Origin of the sequence: Paenarthrobacter sp. 22069 (assembly GCF_052046035.1) — a bacterium.
Lineage (GTDB): Bacteria > Actinomycetota > Actinomycetes > Actinomycetales > Micrococcaceae > Arthrobacter.
Genome location: NZ_JBQEQF010000015.1, coordinates 105,658 through 124,592, shown reverse-complemented (window position 1 = coordinate 124,592; position 18,935 = coordinate 105,658). Strand labels below are relative to the sequence as shown.

Sequence of the window (18,935 nt, the reverse complement as noted above, 5' to 3'; positions counted from 1 at the left end):
TGCGGGCCTGGCAGGGCCAGCGGCGTGGCCTAGGACTGGAGCGTGGCGTCGAGGGTGATGTCGATGCCGGCGAGGGCCTGGGACACGGGGCAGCCCTTCTTGGCGGCCTCGGCAATGCGCTGGAAGTCCTCCTGCGAGATGCCGGGGATGCGGGCGTTGAGGGTCAGGTGGCTGCCGGTGATGCCGGTGCCGGGCTGGAAGCCAACCTCAGCCTTGGTGTTGACCTCTTCGGGGGTGAAACCGGCCTGGCTGAGTTCATGGCTGAAGGCCATGGAGAAGCAGGCCGAGTGCGCCGCGGCGATCAGCTCTTCCGGGCTGGTCTTTCCCTCGGCAGCCTCAGTGCGGGCCTTCCAGGTGACATCGAAGGTGCCCAGTCCGGAGCTGTCCAGGGTGGTGTTGCCTGAGCCTTCGGTCAGGCTGCCGGTCCATACGGTGTGGGCGTTGCGTGTTGTAGCCATGTCTCTCCTCAACGTCGGTTCGATCAGGGTCCGGCGCCGTTCGCTGCCGGGCCCACCGTTGTCCATCCTAGGGACCACGCACCTCCGGTGCACGGGTTGTCCGCTCTCAGATGATTGTGACCGCTTCGGCGGCCGGGGTGGCTACTGCCAGATGGTGGCGATCGCGATATTGACCAGGGCAAGGCCGCCGACGCCGTGGGCGAGGCCGGTGGAAACGGGCTGCCCGTTCTTGACCCTGCGCGTCCCGATGACGGCCAGGACGGCCACGACGACGGCGATGACGAACTTGATGCCCAGCTTGACGTAGTTGAGGTCGCCGAAATGGGCGGGATCCTGGTTGTGCAGGACAGGCAGGATCCCCATCATGGCGATGCCCGTCAGGAGCTGCAGGAAAGCACCGTCCCGCTGGCGTGGATGCACGGTGGGTGTCCGCATGGTGGCGATCCAGTAACCCACGATCATGGCGGCGCCGACGACGTGCAGGAACACCAAAATGTTGAGGAGTATAGTCATGGCTCCAGCTTAGCCAGTCTGTTCTACAGAGCGTAGCAAAGCCACGCGGGCCGCTGGCCGCCGTCATGGGTTAAACCGCGACGGCGGCGCCGGCTGCAGGAGGTTTCCCGCCTGCGCCGGCACCGCCGTCGTTGTTGTCCTGTGGAGGCTACAGTCCCAGGTCCGCTTCGAACGCGCCTTCTTCGAGGCGTGCCTTCAGGGTCTGCAGGAACCGGCCGGCGTCGGCACCGTCCACCAGGCGGTGGTCGTACGTCAGCGACAGGTACATCATGGAGCGGATGGCGATCGAGTCGTCACCGTTCTCGTCAGAGACGACCACGGGGCGCTTGACGATGGCCCCGGTGCCCAGGATGCCCACCTGCGGCTGGTTGATGATGGGGGTGTCGAACAGGGCCCCCACCGAACCGATGTTGGTGATGCTGAACGTGCCGCCGGACAGTTCGTCCGGGCCGATCTTGCCGTCGCGGGTGCGGGAAGCAACATCGGCGATCTTGCCGGCAAGACCGGCAAGGTTCAGGTTGCCGGCGTCGGCGATGACCGGGACCAGCAGGCCCTTGTCGGTGTCGACGGCGATCGCCAGGTGTTCGGCGTTGTGGTAGGTGATTTCCTGCTTTTCCTCGTCGTATGCAGCGTTGAGCTTGGGGTGCTGCTTGAGGGCCTCGGCGACCGCCTTGGCGATGAAGGGCAGGAAGGTCAGCTTGGTGCCGTTCTGGGCCTGGAACGAGTTCTTGGCGCGGGCACGGAGCTTGGCGACCTTGGTCATGTCCACCTCGTGGACCTGGGTCAGCTGGGTGGAGATTTCCAGCGACTCGCGCATGCGGCGGGCAATGACCTGGCGGATGCGGGGAGCCTTCTGGGTGGTGCCGCGAAGCGAGGAGGCAGCCGCGCCCGAGGCAGCCGGAGCAGAGGCGGCAGGGGCAGCCGCCGGAGCGGCTGCGGGAGTGGCCTTGGCTTCAGCGGCGGCAAGGACGTCCTGCTTGCGGATGCGGCCGCCGACGCCGGTGCCCGAGAGCGAGGAGATGTCCACGCCGTGCTGGTTGGCAAGCTTGCGGACCAGGGGAGTGACGTAGCCGGACTCAGCGCCGCCTGCGGACGGCGCTTCCTGGGCTGCCGGCGCAGGTGCGGGGGCAGCCTGAGGCGCGGGAGCCGGCGCCGCAGCGGGGGCGGGTGCCTCCTGCTGGGGTGCTTCCTGCTTCGGAGCCTCCTGCTGGGGTGCTTCCTGCTGGGGAGCGGCCGGTGCAGCCTGGGGAGCTGCGGCAGCGGGGGCGCCGGACCCGATGACGGCCAGCACGGAACCTACCTCGGCGGTCTCGTCCTCGTTGACCCGGATTTCCTGCAGCGTGCCGGCAACCGGGGACGGGATCTCGGTGTCCACCTTGTCGGTGGAGACCTCGAGCAGGGGTTCGTCGACCTCGACGGAGTCGCCCACGGCCTTGAGCCAGCGGGTAACGGTGCCTTCGGTGACGCTCTCGCCCAGCGCGGGGAGAGTTACCTCGTGGCTTTCGCCGCCGCCGGCGGCCGGGGCCTCCTGGGCGGGGGCGGCTTCGGCAGGGGCTTCCTGGGCGGGGGCTGCTTCAGCCGGTGCTGCCTCAGCCGGTGCGTCCTGGGCGGGCGCTGCTTCGGCCGGAGCCTCCGCGGGTGCGGATCCGTCGCCGATGCGAACCAGCGGTGCGCCTACCTCGGCCGTTTCGTCTTCAGCGACCAGGATTTCTTCAATCACGCCAGCTACAGGAGAGGGGATTTCAGTGTCTACTTTGTCGGTGGAGACTTCGAGCAGCGGCTCGTCCACCTCTACCCGGTCACCTACCTGCTTGAGCCAGCGGGTGACGGTTCCTTCGGTGACACTCTCACCGAGGGCGGGCAAGTTAACGGATTCAGACATGTCGTCCCCGTTCTCCTTATTGATGTTTAGTGCGAATGGTTGCTGCCTTGTTGAAAGCCTGGTGCACCCGGCNGCACCAGGCCTGGTAATGCTGTTGAAAACTAGCCGTGCAACGGCTTTCCTGCCAGCGCCAGGTGGGCTTCGCCGAGGGCTTCGTTCTGGGTGGGGTGGGCGTGCACCAGCTGCGCCACATCCTCCGGGTAAGCTTCCCAGTTCACGATCAGCTGGGCCTCGCCCACCTGCTCGCCCATGCGGGCACCGATCATGTGGACGCCCACCACGGGGCCGTCCTTCTGGCGGACCAGCTTGACCAGGCCGGAGGTGCCCAGGATGGAGCTCTTGCCGTTGCCGGCCAGGTTGTATTCCTGGGTCTGCACCTGGTCGTCGCCGAACTTTTCCTTGGCAGCCTTTTCGGTGTAGCCGACCGTGGCGATTTCGGGTTCGGAGTAGGTGACCTTGGGGATGTTGATGTCCTCGACGACCACCGGCTTCAGGCCGGCGATTTCCTCGGCGACGAAGATGCCCTGCTGGTAGCCGCGGTGGGCCAGCTGGACGCCGGGAACGATGTCGCCGACGGCGTAGATGTTTCCGACGCCGGTGTGCAGGCGCTCGTTGGTGATGACGAAGCCGCGGTCGATGGTGATGCCCGCTTCCTCGTAGCCGAGGTTGGCGGTGACGGGGCCGCGGCCAACAGCGACCAGGAGGAGGTCGGCCTCGAACGTCTTGCCGTCCACCAGGGTGACCTTCACCCCGTCGTCATTCTGTTCGACGCCCTGGAAGAAGATGCCGGTGGAGAACTTGATGCCGCGCTTCTTGAAGGCACGCTCGAAGTTCTTGACGATCGTGGCGTCCTCGTTGGGAACGAGGGAGGGCAGGCCTTCGACGATGGTGACGTCCACGCCGAAGGACTTCCAGACCGATGCGAACTCGACGCCGATCACGCCGCCGCCCAGGATGATGGCGCTCTTGGGGATGAAGTCCATGGTCAGCGCCTGGTCGGAGGTGATGACCTTGCCGCCGATCTCCAGGCCCGGAAGGGTGCGGGAGTAGGAGCCGGTGGCCAGCACGATGTTCTTGCCCTTGTAGGCGGTGCCGTTTACCACGACGGTGTCGGTGCCCTGCAGCTTGCCTTCACCCTCGATGACGGTGATGCCCTTGGACTTGATGAGACCCTGCAGGCCCTTGTACTTGCCGGCGATGATGCCGTCCTTGTACGCGTTGACAGCGTTGATGTCGATGCTGTCCAGCGTGACGTTCACGCCGTACTTGGCGGAGTCACGGGCGTGGTCGGCCAGTTCGGCCGAGTGCAGCAGTGCCTTGGTGGGGATGCAGCCGTTGTGCAGGCAGGTGCCGCCCAGCTTGGCCTTCTCCACGAGGCCGACGGTGAGGCCCAGCTGTACTGCCCGCAGCGCCGCAGCGTATCCGCCGCTGCCGCCACCGAGTACCAGGATGTCGAATTCTTGCGCAGTTGCCTGATCGGCCACTTAAACGCTCCCTCGCGTGAACGATGACACGATCAGCGCGCATCATCTGGTCTTGGAACTTGCACTGCCGTGATTATGTCAGCAGGGCAACTCTCTTGCATTTGTGACTACCGTGGTTCACCTTAGCGAACCACCTATCCATGCTCCACCTTGGCACTGCGTTTGTGGAGCGCTTGTGTCCAGTGTCACGCGGCTTTGTGGCACAGGGATCACCTGCGCCGCAAGGCCGCGTGACATGGCCTGCCGCCCCGCCGGGGCGGCTGCTCAGGCGGCGGCCAGGAGGTCCTCGACGTACGCAACCAGGGTACGGACGGTGCATCCGGTGCCCTGCTTGTGGGTGTAGCCGTACGGGCTGCCGTTATTGAAGGACGGTCCCGCGATGTCGATGTGCGCCCAGGGGATCTGTTCGCCCGCCTTGTCCTTACCCACAAACTCGCGCAGGAACACGGCGGCCGTCATCATGCCGCCATGGCGTTCGCCGATGTTGGCCAGGTCCGCCACTTGCGAGTCCAGGCTGGGACGCAGTTCCTCAGGCAGGGGCATGGGCCAAACCAGTTCGCCCGCGCGGTCGGCTGCTGCCTTGAGTGCCCCGGTGACCGTTTCGGATCCCATGACGCCGGCAGTGCGGTTGCCCAGGGCGATGAGCTGTGCCCCTGTCAGCGTGGCCACGTCGATGATGGCGTCCGGGTATTCGCGGCTTGCGGCGACGATGCCGTCCGCCATGACCAGCCGGCCCTCCGCATCGGTGTTGAGGACTTCCACCGTCTTGCCGCCGAACATGGTCAGGACGTCGGCTGGGCGCGATGCCCCGCCGCCGGGCATGTTTTCCGCGATGCACAGCCAGGCGGTCGCCTTGACTGGCAGGCCCAGACCGGCGAGGGCCAGGACAGTATTAAGGACGACGGCGGCACCCGCCATGTCGCTCTTCATGTCGCCCATGTTCAGGGCCGGTTTGAGGGAGATGCCGCCGGTGTCGAACGTGATGCCCTTGCCCACCAGGGCAATCTTTGCGGTGGCTTTGGCAGGGGAGTATTCGACCTTCACCAGGCGTGGTTGCCGGGTGGAGCCCTTGCCCACGCCCATGATGCCGCCGAAGCCTTCCTTCTCGAGGCGCTTCTCGTCCCAGACGGTGACCTTTACGGGAAGGCCCTTGGCGAGGTCCTTGGCGGCCTCGGCAAATGACTCGGGGTACAGGTGGCTTGGCGGGGTGTTGACCAGGGACCGGGTGGCGTTGACGGCCCTGGCCACCAGCTCGGCACGCTTCAGCGCCGCGTCCAGGTCCCCGTTGGCTGCCAGCTCCGTGAAGACAACGGCATTGCGGACCGGATCCTTGAGCCCGTCCGTGGAGGACCGGAATTCAGCGAAGGAGTAGGCGCCCAGCGCAGCCCCCTCCGCCACGGCCGCGACGTCCTGGACGGTCGCCGTCGGGAATGCCAGGGTGACCGTGGCCAGGCCTGCCAACTGGCGGACCGCGGATCCCGCCGCCCTGCGCAGTGACTCGCCCGTTGGCTGCTCTGAAGCGGAAACCTTGCCCACCCCGGCGAGGGCAAGGATGCCGGCTCCGGTTTCGGGCAGGCCGGGCAGGCGGACCAGCTGGTCCGCGGCGCCCGTCACGCCGAGCCCCTTGAGTGAGCCGGCGAGGGCCTCCGCGGACTTCGCCGTCAGCGGGTTCTCCAGCAGGACGGGCCCGTCGCTTCCCTGCCCTACCCCGATAACCACTGCATCGCTGGGGTTCCTCTTAAGGTCCCGCGAGACGGTACTAAGGTTGATTTCAGTATTCTTGACCACAGGGATGAGTCCTCGATTCTCGAAACGTTCGGGCAGGGATGCATGTTGGGCGCTCTGCCAAGGGTCCCGGATCCGGCCGTTCCGGACGGTTCCCGGGTGCGTGCAGGCCCGCCTGGCAGGCCAGTTCCGATCGTAGCCTTTCCCCGGCGCAGCGGGAGAATTTCCTGAGATGTGCACCACATCGTGCCGCGGAATGCCGGCCGCCCCTGCCGCGTTATGCATGATGTCCGCCCGTACCCCTGAAAGGAACATGCCGTGCTTGAACGGATTTCCGGCTCCCTGCTGGACCCCGACGCGCTCTACGCCAGCAACATCGAGCTGTTCCACAGCCCCGAACTGCGCGGGCTGAACATGGTCATGGGCTTCACCGGGTTCGCCGACGCCGGCCACGTGGTCAAGCAGATCAACGCCGAACTGCTGGACACCCTCGACGCCCAGCCGGTCGCGGTCTTCGACGCCGACCAGCTCATCGACTACCGGTCGCGCCGGCCGCACCTGACGTTCGTCGAGGACCATATCCAGGACTACCAGGAGCCCCGGCTGGCCCTCTACCGCCCGGTGGACGGCCTCGGGAAGCCGTTCCTCCTGCTGGCAGGGTTCGAGCCGGACCTGCAGTGGGAGCGGTTTTCCCGGGCCGTGGTGAACATCGTGGAGAAGCTCGACGTCAACCTGGTCACCTGGATCCACTCCATCCCCATGCCTGTTCCGCACACGCGGCCCGTGGGCGTCACGGTGCATGGCAACAGGCCGGAACTGATCGAGGGCATCTCCGTGTGGAAGCCGACCGTCGAGGTTCCCGCCGCCGTCGGGCACATCCTGGAGCTCCGCCTCGTTGAGGCCGGGCGCAACGTGGCCGGCTACGTGATCCACGTTCCGCACTACCTGGCGGAAGCGGAGTATCCCACCGCCGCCGTTGCCGGGCTCGAATACCTGGGCGCAGCCACTTCCCTGATGCTCCCCACCGACCGGCTCCGCGAATCCGGCCGCGAGGTCAGCCGCCAGATCGCGGAACAGATTGAGGCCTCCGAGGAGGTCCAGCAGGTGGTGTCCCGCCTCGAAACCCGGTACGACGAGAAGGCGGACGGCATGGTGCGCCGGTCTCTCCTGGCGAACGAAAACGATGAACTCCCGGACGCCGATGACCTTGGCGCCGCAGTGGAGGCTTACCTGGCCAGGGAAAACCCCGGGCAGTAACGCCGCTCACAGCCGCAGGGGTGCGGGCGCCCCGCCGGGCATAATAAAGGGGTGACTGCACCCCGCGCCTGGCTTATCTGGACCATTGGAATTTTCGGGTACCTGGTGGCCGTGGCGCAGCGGACCTCGTTCGGCGTGGTGGGGCTCGAAGCCACCGAGCGGTTCCACGCCACGGCCTCAGCTATCTCCTTCTTCACCGTCCTGCAGCTGTTGGTCTACGCCGGCCTCCAGATCCCTGTGGGCCTGCTGGTGGACCGCTTCGGCTCACGGGCCATGATCGCCGGCGGCGCCGTCCTGATGGGGCTGGGACAGCTGCAGTTGGCCTTCGCCGAAAGCATTCCCGGGGGAGTGCTGGGCCGTGTGCTGGTAGGGGCCGGCGACGCGATGACCTTTATCTCGGTGATCCGGCTCATCCCGCTGTGGTTCGCGCCCGCCCGGGTCCCGCTGGTCACCCAGCTGACCGGCATGTCGGGCCAGCTGGGGCAGCTGTTCAGTGTCCTGCCCTTCGCTTTGGTACTGCACCTGTCCGGCTGGACCACCGCGTTCCTGATGCTGGCCGGGATGTCCGGGCTCGCCGTCGTCCTAGTCCTCCTGCTGCTGCAGGATGCTCCTCCCGGCACCGAACGCCCGCACGCCCGGCAGGGGCTTCGGGCCACTGGCGCCTCGCTGGCCCGCGCCTGGCGACAGCCCGGCACCAGGTTGGGCATGTGGAGCCATTTCACCATCCAGTTCAGCGGCACCGTGTTCGCCATGACCTGGGGCTATCCGTTCCTGATCTCGGGGCAGGGCCTGGACGCGGGCACCGTCGCCGCCCTCATGGCGCTGTACGTGGCGGCGGCCATGGCGGTGGGACCCTTTATTGGACGCTTTGTGTCGCGCCATCCGCTGCGCCGCTCGACCATGGTGCTGCTGATCGCCGGCGCCACCGCCGCAGCCTGGGCCGCGGTGCTGCTGCTGCCCGGACGTGCGCCGTTGTGGCTGCTGGCCGGCCTGGTGGTGGTGCTCGCGGTGGGCGGCCCCGGTTCCATGATCGGTTTCGATTTCGCCAGGACCTTCAATCCTGCACACCGGATCGGTACTGCCACCGGGATTGTCAACGTTGGCGGCTTTATTGCGGCCCTGGTGTCCATCTTCCTCATTGGCCTGGTTCTCGACGTGCTGTACGCCACCGGGTTCTCGCAGGGGGTACTGTACGGCCTGGCTCCCTTCCGGCTTGCCCTGAGTGTCCAGTTCCTGCTGCTTGCCTTCGGCGCCGGCGCCCTCCTCGCCGCCCGGCGTAAGGTGCGCCGGCAGATGGCCGCACAGGGGATCGTGGTGCCGCCGCTGCGCAGCGCCCTCGCCCGGCAGCGCCGGGAAAACCTGGCACGCCGCCGACAGAAAATCTCCCCGGGCGACTGACTGCTCCTCCACAGCCGCGCCTTGCGCTGATTTCAGCCATGCCTGGCCGGACTTGTCCACTTACGCTCCGGGCTGCCTTCTGTGTAGAAGAGCCGGGGCCAATGCTGGAGCCATGACAGCTCCAGAACGATTGACAATCCGAGGGCCGGAAGACATTCTCGGCTTCATTCCCCATTCCCTGGGGTACTGGCCGGTTTCAAGCCTGGTGGCCATGACCCTGCACGGCACAACATTGGGCGCCACGCTGCGCCTTGACCTCCCCGGCCCTGACGGACTCGCCGAACCCTCCGGTTTCGCCCGTGCCGTCCGCCGCTACCTGGAGTCGGACCAGGATGCGGACGGCGCGCTGCTGGCCGTCTTTACCACCGACGCAGGCATGGCTGCGCCGTCGGCCTATGACCTCCTGCTGTCCGTGGTGGAGTCCGTCCTGGACCAGGCCGGACTGCCGGTCCGCGACGCCTGGTACGTCGGCGACGCCTACTGGCGGGACGCATGGTGCGCCGATTCATCCTGCTGCCCTCCCGACGGGCGTCCGGTCCAGGTCATCAGGGACAGCATGCTCAACACCGAGATGGTGTACCGGGGCAGCAGCGTGGGCCCGGCGCCCCGTGCCAACAGCAGGCCCACAGCCGCCGTCCCCTCCATGCACCTGGCAGCCGTCCGCGAAGCCCAGGCTGCCTGGGAGCAGGACCTCGCCGGGCGGACCAGGAACAGGGCGCAGTTCAATGCCGTGCTGGATGCCTGGGGGGAACTGCTGGCCGGAGCCGAAGACCGGCCCTGGACAGCGGATGTTGAGCGGGATGCCTTCCTTCGCGCCACACTGCTGGTGCCCGCCTGGCGCGACGCCGTGATGGTGATGGCCGCCGCCGGCAAGCAGGCTGCCCTGGCCGGCGCCGAACAGTTCGGGATCTTTGAAGATTGGGGTGGGGAGACCGGTGATGCCTCCCCGCTGCTGCCTCCGCTGCTGGCTCCCACCACCCGGCCGGTCCGGCGGCTGCCTGCGGAACAAGGGCAGCCCAATGCCGTGCGGGAATTCGCGCCCGCGGCGCGGCGCAGGGGGACTGCCGGCCCTGTTTCCAGCCGGGTTCCCGCCGGTTATGGGGAGGTCCTGATGGGGGTGGCACCCGACGTTCCCGACTGGGCGGCCCTGGGCGTCCTGGACCGGATCCTCGGCGAACTTGCCGTCCTTGGCGGGCGTGCGGCTGCTGCCGCGTTGACGCTCCGCGGGTGGGTGGCGTGGTGCCGGGGCCGGGGGTCCTATGCAGCGGCGTACCTGGGCGGGGCCCTCGAACTGGAGCCGGGCTGCCGCCTTGCAGAACTTCTGCTGGACCTCGTGGGCAGGGGAACGCTCTGCGGCTGGGCTGCACGGAAGGAAGCGGCCTGGCAGAAATTCCAGGCCGATCCCGCAGGGGAGCCGGGGGAGAAGGAAGTGCTCTAGGCGGACGGCTGCCGGCCCTGAACCCGGCCCCGGACCACTCCGGTGGAGCAGGCCCGGGTGCGCCGAGGGGAACGGATGACGGATGGGGAGGCCGGATCCGGGCAAATCATGAGACAATGGATGCCGAGACCCGGTTGGGTCCGTGTATCGAGTGCTTGTAAACGTCCCCGCAAGGGAACATTACAGCCGCTCCGGGAGTTGTCTTAAGTGACTCTGCCGGCCGTGGTGGCGCTTGGTTTTCACCACGGACTTGACAGGGTCATAGTGGTGTTGCCCGTATGGTGATTCCACAGACCACCGCTAGAAAGGTTTTCTGTGACCCCGTCTTCCACGAAGAAGGATTCCGCCGCCCAGGATGTCTTGTCCCCTGAGGAGAAGCAGGCCGCGACCAATGCCAAGCGGGCAGCCACGCGTGCAGCCAACAAGGCCTCGGCCGGCAAGACTGCAGCGGACGGCACGCGCGAGCCCAAGAAGCGTGGGCCCAAGCCCGGTGCCAAGGCCGCAGCGGAAGCTGCCGGAAAGTCCGGCACCGATGTTGATCCGGACGAGGTCGAAGACGTCGAGGAAGACCTCGACGACATCGTCCTCGAAGAAGGCCCGGAGACACCCGAGGATGCTGACGCCGATCCCGTCAAGGGTGCCGCCGGCAGCGGCAAGGGCTTCGTCTACTCTGACGCAGACGATGATGACGCCCCCGTGCAGCAGGTCATGTCGGCCGGTGCCACGGCCGACCCCGTCAAGGACTACCTCAAGCAGATCGGTAAGGTCGCACTGCTCAACGCCGAGCAGGAAGTCGACCTTGCACTGCGGATCGAGGCCGGCCTGTTTGCCGAAGAAAAGATCGCTGCCGACGACGGTTCCATGGATCCGAAGTACAAGCGTGAACTGGAATTCATCATCCATGACGGCAAGCGCGCCAAGAACCACCTGCTGGAAGCCAACCTCCGCCTGGTGGTCTCGCTGGCCAAGCGCTACACCGGCCGCGGCATGCTCTTCCTGGACCTGATCCAGGAAGGCAACCTGGGCCTGATCCGTGCCGTCGAGAAGTTCGACTACACCAAGGGCTTCAAGTTCTCCACATATGCCACGTGGTGGATCCGGCAAGCAATCACCCGTGCCATGGCCGACCAGGCCCGCACCATCCGAATCCCTGTCCACATGGTTGAGGTCATCAACAAGCTGGCCCGTGTCCAGCGGCAAATGCTGCAGGACCTCGGCCGCGAACCCACGCCGGAAGAGCTGGCGCTGGAACTGGACATGACTCCGGAAAAGGTCGTCGAGGTCCAGAAGTACGGCCGCGAGCCGATTTCGCTGCACACGCCCCTGGGCGAGGACGGCGATTCCGAGTTCGGCGACCTGATCGAGGACTCGGAGGCCGTTGTTCCGGCCGACGCCGTGAGCTTCACCCTCCTGCAGGAGCAGCTGCACTCCGTGCTGGACACCCTCTCCGAACGCGAGGCCGGCGTGGTCGCCATGCGGTTCGGCCTGACCGACGGACAGCCGAAGACTTTAGACGAAATCGGAAAGGTCTACGGCGTGACCCGCGAACGGATCCGCCAGATCGAATCAAAGACCATGTCCAAGCTGCGCCACCCCTCCCGGTCGCAGGTGCTGCGGGACTACCTGGACTAATCCCAGGGACGACGCGACAAGCACTGCTCCTGAACAAGCACTGTTCAAAACAAGCACTGCTCAAAACAAGCACTGCTCAAAACAAGCAGGGCAAGACGCAAAGGGCCGTTCCGGANCCCTTCTTCATCCATGCATGGAAGCCGGCAGTCCCTTAAACGCCTGCGGGACCCCTCCGTAATGGAAGGGTCCCGCGGGGTCGCTGTTACCGATGCCTCATCTAGTCGATCTCGACGGCAGCTTTCTCGTGAAGCTTTCCCGTCTCGTCGTGCCAGCCGGAGCTCAAGGGCTTGAGCGTCGCCTCGACTGCACGCGCGTGGTGGCCGCAGAACAGCAGCTCACCGCCGGAGGACTCGAGTACAACCCGGACATATGCCTGAGCTCCGCAACGGTCGCACCGGTCGAGTGCGTTTAGTGTGCGGTCTGCCACTGCTGTTGTCATGTCGGCCTCCTTAGTAGATCAGTACATCTATATAACCAGTATTCGTATCCAAACCATCGCAAGGATGGGGCAAGTTCGCTGTGCGCGTATCCACAAGGTTCGGTCAAGAATTTCCCAGTTCCGCACATCACGGCCCCTGGTGGCGTGGCGCACACCCGCCGGAGGGTGTGGCAGACGACCGCCGGGGCTGCCGCCGACTACCCTAGAAGATGCGGTCCCGCACCGCTTCGACGTCCCTGAAGGAGTTCATCAACAGTGGCACCCAGCTCTGAGTACACCGCGCGGCACCTTTCCGTCCTGGAAGGCCTCGAAGCCGTCCGCAAGCGCCCGGGCATGTACATCGGCTCAACCGACTCGCGCGGACTCATGCACTGCCTCTGGGAAATCATCGACAACTCCGTGGACGAGGCCCTGGCCGGTTTCGGGCATGACATCCGGATCATCCTGCACGCGGACAACTCCGTGGAGATCCATGACGACGGCCGCGGCATTCCCATCGACAAGGAGCCCAAAACCGGTCTCACCGGCGTCGAAGTGGTCTTCACCAAACTGCACGCCGGCGGCAAGTTCGGCGGCGGCTCCTACACCGCCTCCGGCGGCCTCCACGGCGTCGGCGCGTCCGTAGTGAACGCCCTCTCCGCACGGCTGGACGTCGAGGTGGACCGTGGCGGCAAGACGTACCGGATGTCCTTCCGCCGCGGCGAACCCGGACGGTTCAAGGACACCGGGTCCAAGCTGGATCCGGCGGCGCCGTTCACGCCGTTTGTCGACGACTCCGTGCTGGACGTCGTGGGCAAGGCCAAGCGCGGAGTGACCGGCACCAGGATCAGGTACTGGGCTGACCGGCAGATCTTCACCCCCGACGCGAAGTTCTCCTATGACGACCTGGTTGCCCGCGCGCGGCAGACGTCCTTCCTGGTGCCCGGCCTCAAGCTCACCGTCCGGGACGAGCGCAGGCTCGCGGGCACCCCGGGCGAGGGCGGCCCCCATGAGGAGGTCTTCCACCACGACGGCGGCATCTCCGAGTTCGCCGAGTTCCTTGCCGTGGATCCTGCGGTCACCGACGTGTGGCGGCTGCACGGCTCCGGCAAGTTCAAGGAGACGGTCCCGGTCCTTGACGAGCGCGGGCACAGCCAGCTCGCCGAAGTTGAGCGGGACTGCGAGGTGGACGTGGCCCTGCGTTGGGGCATCGGCTACGACAGCACCGTGCGCAGCTTCGTCAACATCATCTCCACTCCCAAGGGCGGCACCCACCAGTCGGGGTTCGAGCAGGCCCTGGTCAAGACGTTCCGGAAAGCCGTGGAGGCCAACGCCCGCAAGCTCAAGGCCGGAAACGACAAGATCGAAAAGGACGACATCTTCGCAGGCCTGACGGCCGTGCTGACCGTCCGGCTCGCCGAACCGCAGTTCGAAGGACAGACCAAGGAAATCCTTGGCACCAGCGCCGTCCGCGCCATCGTGGCCCGCGTGGTGGAGCGGGAAATCTCAGCCAAGCTGACCTCCAGCAACAAGAACGACAAGTCCCAGTCGTCCCTCCTGCTGGAAAAGATCGTTAACGAGATGAAGTCCCGCATCTCGGCGCGGGTGCACAAGGAAACGCAACGGCGCAAGAACGCGCTGGAAACGTCCTCCATGCCCACCAAGCTGGCCGACTGCCGGACGGACGACGTCGAACGTTCCGAACTGTTCATCGTGGAAGGTGACTCCGCGCTGGGCACCGCCAAGCTGGCCCGTTCCTCCGATTTCCAGGCGCTGCTGCCCATCCGCGGCAAGATCCTGAACGTCCAGAAGGCATCCGTGGGGGATATGCTCTCCAATGCCGAATGCGCCGCCCTGATCCAGGTGGTGGGTGCCGGGTCCGGCCGGAGCTTCGACATCAGCGCGGCACGGTACGGCAAGGTGATCCTCATGACGGACGCCGACGTCGACGGAGCCCACATCCGCACCCTGCTGCTGACCCTCTTCTTCCGGTACATGCGGCCCATGATCCTCGATGGCAGGGTGTTCGCCGCGGTTCCGCCGCTGCACCGGGTGGAGGTGATCAACGCGGGCCAGAAGGCCAACGAGATGATCTACACCTACTCCGAGGCCGAACTCCACGTGCTGCTGGCGCGCCTTGCCAAGGAAGGCAAGCGGTACAAGGAGCCCATCCAGCGGTACAAGGGCCTCGGTGAGATGGATGCCGAGCAGCTGGCCGAGACCACCATGGACCCGCGGCACCGGACCCTGCGCAAGGTGGGGATCGAAAACGCACAGCAGGCGGAGGAGATCTTTGACCTTCTGATGGGCTCGGATGTGTCCCCGCGCAAGGACTTCATCATTGCCGGCGCATCGAGCCTGGACCGGGAACGCATCGACGCCTGACGGCGTCGGCCGAGCCTGAAGGCGTCAGAACAATCCCGAAGGCGTCAGCCCAGCAGGCCCGGAACCACCAGGAGGGCGGTGGGCAGCGCCAACAGCAGGACTGACCCCGCCAGGACCGCGCCGCGGATGGCAGCCGGGAGCTGGGGCTGCGGCGTCAGGAGACGGCTGACCCGCGATGCCGCTGTCCGGACGGCGTCGGAGCCCGGTCCGCCGGATGCCGCCTCAAGCCCGGACAGGGCCAGGCTGGGGGAGGAAGGCCGGATGTCGCCGCCGCCGGCGGGACCCGCTGAACCGCTGGCAACGATGGCGATGGCCTTAATGAGGGTCGCTTTGCTCTCGGTCCGGAGCGCCACGTCATCGGCCAGCATCTCAATCAGCGAGTTCACCGATTCCTGGGCAAGCCGGGTGGTGGGCAGCCAGGGGAGGGCCTGGCGCCACGCGGCGAAGGCCCAGAGCAGCAGGTGGTGCCGTTGGCTCAGGTGCGCATTCTCGTGAATCAGCACGGCACGCAACTCGGCCGGTTCCAGGGCTGCCATCAGGCCATCGGAGAGGACCGTCACGGAGCGGGCACCGCCCGGAAGGCAGTAGGCAACGGGGGAGTCGTGGCTGATGACCAGGGTACCCGCGTCCTGGCCCGACGGTGATGCCAGGAGCGCCAGCAGCTCGCGGTGCCGGCGCCGCTGCCGCTGGATCTTGTAGTAGGTCAGCAGCAGCGTGAAGACCAGGTGGGCTGTGAGCAGGGCAGCCGCGGACAGGGCGAAGATGTGCCAGAATCCCAGGGCCGTGGTGGGTGCATTGAACAGCACCATGCCGGCAAGGGCGCGGAGCCCCGCGATGAGGTTGTCGCCGACGGGTTCCAGGCCGTACACCAGCATGGCGCCGATCATGGACAACCCACCGGCGAGGGCGATGGCCTGCCACAGCAGCATCGCCGTGAACGGCGACCTGGCCGGCCATTGCGCCCGTGACAGCAGGACCGGCACCGGCCAGGCCAGGATGATCGCCAGGACCGCCAGCAGGTACGAGGCCCAGAACATGGTGGGTTAGAGGTGACCCAGCAGTTTGCGCAGCGTCTCGGCTTCACCTTCGGACACGGACCCGATGAAGCGGGCCAGGACGGCCTCGCGGTCGGGCGCTGAGCCGAGGACCTCATGCATGAGTTCCGCGGTATGGTCCGCGCGGCTGGACACTGCCTGGTAGCGGTGCGGGCGGGTTCCACGCTCGCGCTCCACGAGGCCCTTCTTCTCCAGGCGGGAGAGAACGGTCAGTACCGTTGTAACGGCCAGTTCCTTGCCTTCATGGCCCGGTCCGCCCTGGGCCGCCGACGTACGCGCCAGCTGGTCCCGCAGGGTATTAGCCGTAGCCGCTTCCTGGCCCGCCCAGAGCAGATCCATCACTGCCCGTTCCAGTTCACCAAGACTAGCCATTGCACTTTTCCTTTATTTCCCCGCACCGGACGCTGTTTGCGCCGGTGACATCACGCGGTGTTCAACTACTCATCAAATCTACCCCGAAACCGGCCAACCTTCTACACCGGGTAGAACATGTGGCGCGCCGGGCGTTGCCGCGCCATCCTTATGAAGGGGGGCGGTTATCACCCACGTGTCCTCTTGTTCTACACTGTGTAGAAGTTAGAGTTCTACGGCTTGTAGAAGAACTGCATTGGCTCACAGTAGGGACCGCCATGGACGCCTTGGAAATCGCACGCTGGCAATTCGGCATCACCACCGTTTACCACTTCATGATGGTGCCGTTGACCATCGGCCTGGGGCTGGTGGTGGCCGTCATCCAGACCGCCTGGTACCGAACCGGCAAACCGGAATACCTGCGCATGACCAAGTTCTGGGGAAAGCTGTTCCTCATCAACTTCATCATGGGTGTGGCCACCGGCATCGTGCAGGAATTCCAGTTCGGCATGGCCTGGAGCGAATACAGCCGCTTCGTGGGCGACGTTTTCGGCGCTCCGCTGGCCCTTGAGGCCCTGCTGGCCTTCTTCGTTGAGTCAACCTTCCTGGGCCTGTGGATCTTCGGCTGGAAGCAGCTCAAGCCCGCCATCCACCTCGCGTGCCTCTGGGTGGCAGTTATTGGATCGGCGCTCTCCGCCTACTTCATCATCGTGGCGAACAGCTGGATGCAGCACCCGGTGGGCGTGGAAATGATCAACGGCCGGCCCGTCATGACCGATGCGTGGGCCGTCTTCACCAACAACACGGCCCTGGTGGCCGTCCCGCACACCCTGTTCGGCGCCCTCGCCGTGGCCGGCGGCTTCCTGCTGGGGATCGCCTGGTACCACCTGTGGCGGAGGCGGCACGACGGCGTTGACACGGTGGGTGCCGACGGCCGGGTCATCCCGGGTGAAGACGCGCACATCCCGGGGCGTGACCGGGTGGACCACCACGTGTGGATCCGTTCCCTGCGGATCGGCGCCGTGGTGGCCATGATCTCGTTCGCCGGCACTGCCGTGACCGGTGACCTGCAGGGCAAGCTCATGTTCCAGCAGCAGCCCATGAAGATGGCCGCCGCCGAAGCCGCCTGCCACGACGGCACCGGCTTCTCCGTCCTGAGCGTCGGCAATGTGGGATCGAAGAACTGCGACGACGTCGTGGCAGTCATCGAGGTCCCTGGCATCCTGTCCTTCCTTGCCAAGGGTGACTTCACCACCGAAGTCAAGGGCGTCAACAGCCTGCTGCCCGAGTACAAGGCCAACTACGGCAGCAACCTGCCCGACAACCCGATCTACGGTGATCGCGCGGGCCAGGAAATCCAGTACGTGCCCGTCATGGAGGTCACCTACTGGGGATTCCGGATGATGATCGGCTTCGGCGGCCTGGCTGCCCTGGCGGCACTGGTGGCGCTCTGGCTCACCCGCAGGGGCACCGTGCCGGAGTCGCGGTGGCTGATGCGCCTGGCCGTTTTCGGGATCATGGCGCCCTTCGGTGCCAACGCCGCGGGCTGGATCTTCACCGAGATGGGCCGCCAGCCCTTCGTCGTGGCACCCAACCCGGATCCCAGCGGCATCGACCAGGTGTTCATGTTCACCGCGGCCGCCGTATCCCCGGGCGTCTCGGCAGGCGAACTCATCGCCTCGCTGGTGGCCTTGACCGCCGTGTACGCCGTCCTGCTGGTGGTTGAAGTGAAGCTGCTGGTGAAGTACGTCCGCGGCGGCGTGGTCTCCGCGATGCCCGAACTCGGCCACGCACCGGCGGACGAGAACGAGGACGAAACGCCGGGTCCCGGCGACACCAAACCCGCCGACGACGTCCTGGCCTTCGCCTACTAGCAGAGGAACAAACAATGGAACTGCTTCCCACCATATGGTTCATCGCCATCGCGGTGCTGTGGACCGGCTACCTCTTCCTGGAGGGCTTCGACCTGGGCGTCGGAATGCTGATGAAGCTCTTCGCCCGCAACAACACCGAGCGCCGGGTGCTGCTGAACACCATCGGACCTGTCTGGGACGGCAACGAAGTCTGGCTGCTGACCGCCGGCGGGGCCACGTTCGCCGCGTTCCCGCTCTGGTACGCGTCGCTGTTCTCCGCGCTTTACCTGCCGCTGCTGGTGGTCCTGCTGGCCCTGATCTTCCGCGCTGTGGCCTTCGAATACCGCGGCAAGGTGGACACGGACACGTGGCGGAACCGGTGGGACTGGGCCATTGCCCTGGGTTCCTTCTTCGCCGCCTTCGGCGTGGGCGCCGCCCTGGCACTCACCACCACCGGCCTGCCCCTGAACGCCAACGGCGACCGTGAAGGCGGCCCCATGGCCTGGTTCAGCGGCTACGCCCTCCTGGGTGGGGCGGCAGTGGTGGGATTCTCGCTCCTGCACGCCCTCGCCTTCCTGGCCCTCAAGACGGACGGGGACGTGCGGCACCGCGCCCGCCAGTGGTTCGTGCGGCTCCTTCCGGTCCTGCTCCTGCCCATCGCGGCGTGGGCCCTCGCCATCCAGTTCATGGACGGCAAGCCCTGGACCTGGGCCACCGTCGCCCTGGCCGTTGCTGCCGCCGTTACCGCCTGGCTGCTGGCCCGCAACGGCTCCGAAGGCCGGTCCTTCCTGGCCCTGGGCGCCTTCCTGGTACTGGGCACCGCGTCCATCTTCGGGGCCGTGTTCCCTGTGGTGCTGCCCTCCACGCTGGACAGTGCCTTTGACCTGACCATCTCCAACGCCTCCTCCTCGGATTACACCCTGGGACTGATGAGCATCGTGGCAGCATTTGGGCTTCCGCTGGTGATCGCGTACCAGGCCTGGACCTACTGGGTCTTCCGCCGCCGTGTCAGCGCAGCCCACATCCCGGAAGCCCACAGCTTCCTCCCGGCCGTGGCCGCCAAGGCGTTCACCACCAAGGGCTGAC

General features: G+C 66.2%; 15 protein-coding genes. 7 read left to right on the top strand and 8 right to left on the bottom strand.

The genetic code is table 11. From position 1 onward, the window contains the following. Positions 1-29: 29 nt before the first annotated feature. From ACTJK0_RS13950 to ACTJK0_RS13930, 5 genes are all read right to left on the bottom strand, one after another. A complete protein-coding gene (locus ACTJK0_RS13950; RefSeq protein ID WP_110544563.1) occupies positions 30-458 on the bottom strand; it encodes an OsmC family protein in 429 nt (142 codons plus the stop codon). Between the two features lie 141 nt (positions 459-599). Then, a complete protein-coding gene (locus tag ACTJK0_RS13945; RefSeq protein WP_110544561.1) occupies positions 600-971 on the bottom strand; it encodes a hypothetical protein in 372 nt (123 codons plus the stop codon). A 148-nt stretch (positions 972-1,119) separates the two neighbouring features. Next, the gene (sucB, locus tag ACTJK0_RS13940; protein WP_440745557.1) at positions 1,120-2,853 is read right to left on the bottom strand and encodes a 2-oxoglutarate dehydrogenase, E2 component, dihydrolipoamide succinyltransferase; all 1,734 of its coding nucleotides are present in this window, start codon (positions 2,851-2,853) and stop codon (positions 1,120-1,122) included. A 101-nt stretch (positions 2,854-2,954) separates the two neighbouring features. Continuing rightward, positions 2,955-4,337: a dihydrolipoyl dehydrogenase gene (gene lpdA / locus ACTJK0_RS13935; protein WP_110544557.1), complete on the bottom strand. Its 1,383-nt coding sequence runs from the start codon at positions 4,335-4,337 to the stop codon at positions 2,955-2,957. A 264-nt stretch (positions 4,338-4,601) separates the two neighbouring features. Continuing rightward, entirely contained in the window at positions 4,602-6,125 is a 1,524-nt protein-coding gene (locus ACTJK0_RS13930; protein WP_110544644.1) for a leucyl aminopeptidase, read from the bottom strand. A gap of 255 nt (positions 6,126-6,380) precedes the next feature. Here ACTJK0_RS13930 and ACTJK0_RS13925 point away from each other — a divergent pair, with 255 nt between their 5' ends. The 4 genes from ACTJK0_RS13925 to ACTJK0_RS13910 all read left to right on the top strand — a co-directional run bounded on the left by ACTJK0_RS13925 (position 6,381) and on the right by ACTJK0_RS13910 (position 11,787). After that, positions 6,381-7,319, top strand: a complete 939-nt coding sequence (locus ACTJK0_RS13925) for a proteasome assembly chaperone family protein (RefSeq protein WP_440745556.1) — start codon at positions 6,381-6,383, stop codon at positions 7,317-7,319. A 51-nt stretch (positions 7,320-7,370) separates the two neighbouring features. Next, entirely contained in the window at positions 7,371-8,717 is a 1,347-nt protein-coding gene (locus tag ACTJK0_RS13920) for an MFS transporter (RefSeq protein WP_110544554.1), read from the top strand. A gap of 112 nt (positions 8,718-8,829) precedes the next feature. Then, positions 8,830-10,155 carry a DUF4192 domain-containing protein gene (locus ACTJK0_RS13915; RefSeq protein ID WP_110544552.1) on the top strand — a complete coding sequence of 442 codons (1,326 nt, stop codon included), beginning with the start codon at positions 8,830-8,832 and terminating at the stop codon, positions 10,153-10,155. Positions 10,156-10,470: 315 nt separating this feature from the next. Next, positions 10,471-11,787, top strand: coding sequence for an RNA polymerase sigma factor (locus tag ACTJK0_RS13910; RefSeq protein WP_440745555.1), 1,317 nt, complete (start codon positions 10,471-10,473; stop codon positions 11,785-11,787). A gap of 217 nt (positions 11,788-12,004) precedes the next feature. On the opposite strand, the gene ACTJK0_RS13905 is transcribed toward ACTJK0_RS13910, so the two are convergent. Continuing rightward, positions 12,005-12,226: a DUF7455 domain-containing protein gene (locus ACTJK0_RS13905; RefSeq protein WP_018769678.1), complete on the bottom strand. Its 222-nt coding sequence runs from the start codon at positions 12,224-12,226 to the stop codon at positions 12,005-12,007. 255 nt (positions 12,227-12,481) lie between these two features. On the opposite strand from ACTJK0_RS13905, the gene ACTJK0_RS13900 reads away from it, so the two are divergent. Beyond that, a complete protein-coding gene (locus ACTJK0_RS13900) occupies positions 12,482-14,590 on the top strand; it encodes a DNA gyrase/topoisomerase IV subunit B (RefSeq protein WP_440745554.1) in 2,109 nt (702 codons plus the stop codon). A gap of 44 nt (positions 14,591-14,634) precedes the next feature. On the opposite strand, the gene ACTJK0_RS13895 is transcribed toward ACTJK0_RS13900, so the two are convergent. Together ACTJK0_RS13895 and ACTJK0_RS13890 are read right to left on the bottom strand one after the other, a co-directional pair. Next, complete coding sequence (locus ACTJK0_RS13895; protein ID WP_110544547.1) at positions 14,635-15,627, bottom strand: M56 family metallopeptidase; 993 nt, start codon at positions 15,625-15,627, stop codon at positions 14,635-14,637. A gap of 6 nt (positions 15,628-15,633) precedes the next feature. Then, positions 15,634-16,017, bottom strand: coding sequence for a BlaI/MecI/CopY family transcriptional regulator (locus ACTJK0_RS13890; protein ID WP_018769682.1), 384 nt, complete (start codon positions 16,015-16,017; stop codon positions 15,634-15,636). Between the two features lie 257 nt (positions 16,018-16,274). On the opposite strand from ACTJK0_RS13890, the gene ACTJK0_RS13885 reads away from it, so the two are divergent. Together ACTJK0_RS13885 and cydB are read left to right on the top strand one after the other, a co-directional pair. Next, on the top strand, positions 16,275-17,870 hold the full coding sequence (locus tag ACTJK0_RS13885; protein ID WP_110544545.1) for a cytochrome ubiquinol oxidase subunit I: 1,596 nt from the start codon (positions 16,275-16,277) through the stop codon (positions 17,868-17,870). A gap of 14 nt (positions 17,871-17,884) precedes the next feature. Next, entirely contained in the window at positions 17,885-18,934 is a 1,050-nt protein-coding gene (gene cydB / locus ACTJK0_RS13880; protein ID WP_110544543.1) for a cytochrome d ubiquinol oxidase subunit II, read from the top strand. Position 18,935 lies beyond the last annotated feature (1 nt).

Excerpts from the sequence above, each read along its gene's own strand:
- ACTJK0_RS13950 (WP_110544563.1), bottom strand. The coding sequence starts at position 458 with ATGGCTACAACACGCAACGCCCACACCGTATGGACCGGCAGCCTGACC.
- ACTJK0_RS13945 (WP_110544561.1), bottom strand. The coding sequence starts at position 971 with ATGACTATACTCCTCAACATTTTGGTGTTCCTGCACGTCGTCGGCGCC.
- sucB (WP_440745557.1), bottom strand. The coding sequence starts at position 2,853 with ATGTCTGAATCCGTTAACTTGCCCGCCCTCGGTGAGAGTGTCACCGAA.
- ACTJK0_RS13915 (WP_110544552.1), top strand. The coding sequence starts at position 8,830 with ATGACAGCTCCAGAACGATTGACAATCCGAGGGCCGGAAGACATTCTC.
- ACTJK0_RS13905 (WP_018769678.1), bottom strand. The coding sequence starts at position 12,226 with ATGACAACAGCAGTGGCAGACCGCACACTAAACGCACTCGACCGGTGC.
- ACTJK0_RS13895 (WP_110544547.1), bottom strand. The coding sequence starts at position 15,627 with ATGTTCTGGGCCTCGTACCTGCTGGCGGTCCTGGCGATCATCCTGGCC.
- ACTJK0_RS13890 (WP_018769682.1), bottom strand. The coding sequence starts at position 16,017 with ATGGCTAGTCTTGGTGAACTGGAACGGGCAGTGATGGATCTGCTCTGG.
- ACTJK0_RS13885 (WP_110544545.1), top strand. The coding sequence starts at position 16,275 with ATGGACGCCTTGGAAATCGCACGCTGGCAATTCGGCATCACCACCGTT.
- cydB (WP_110544543.1), top strand. The coding sequence starts at position 17,885 with ATGGAACTGCTTCCCACCATATGGTTCATCGCCATCGCGGTGCTGTGG.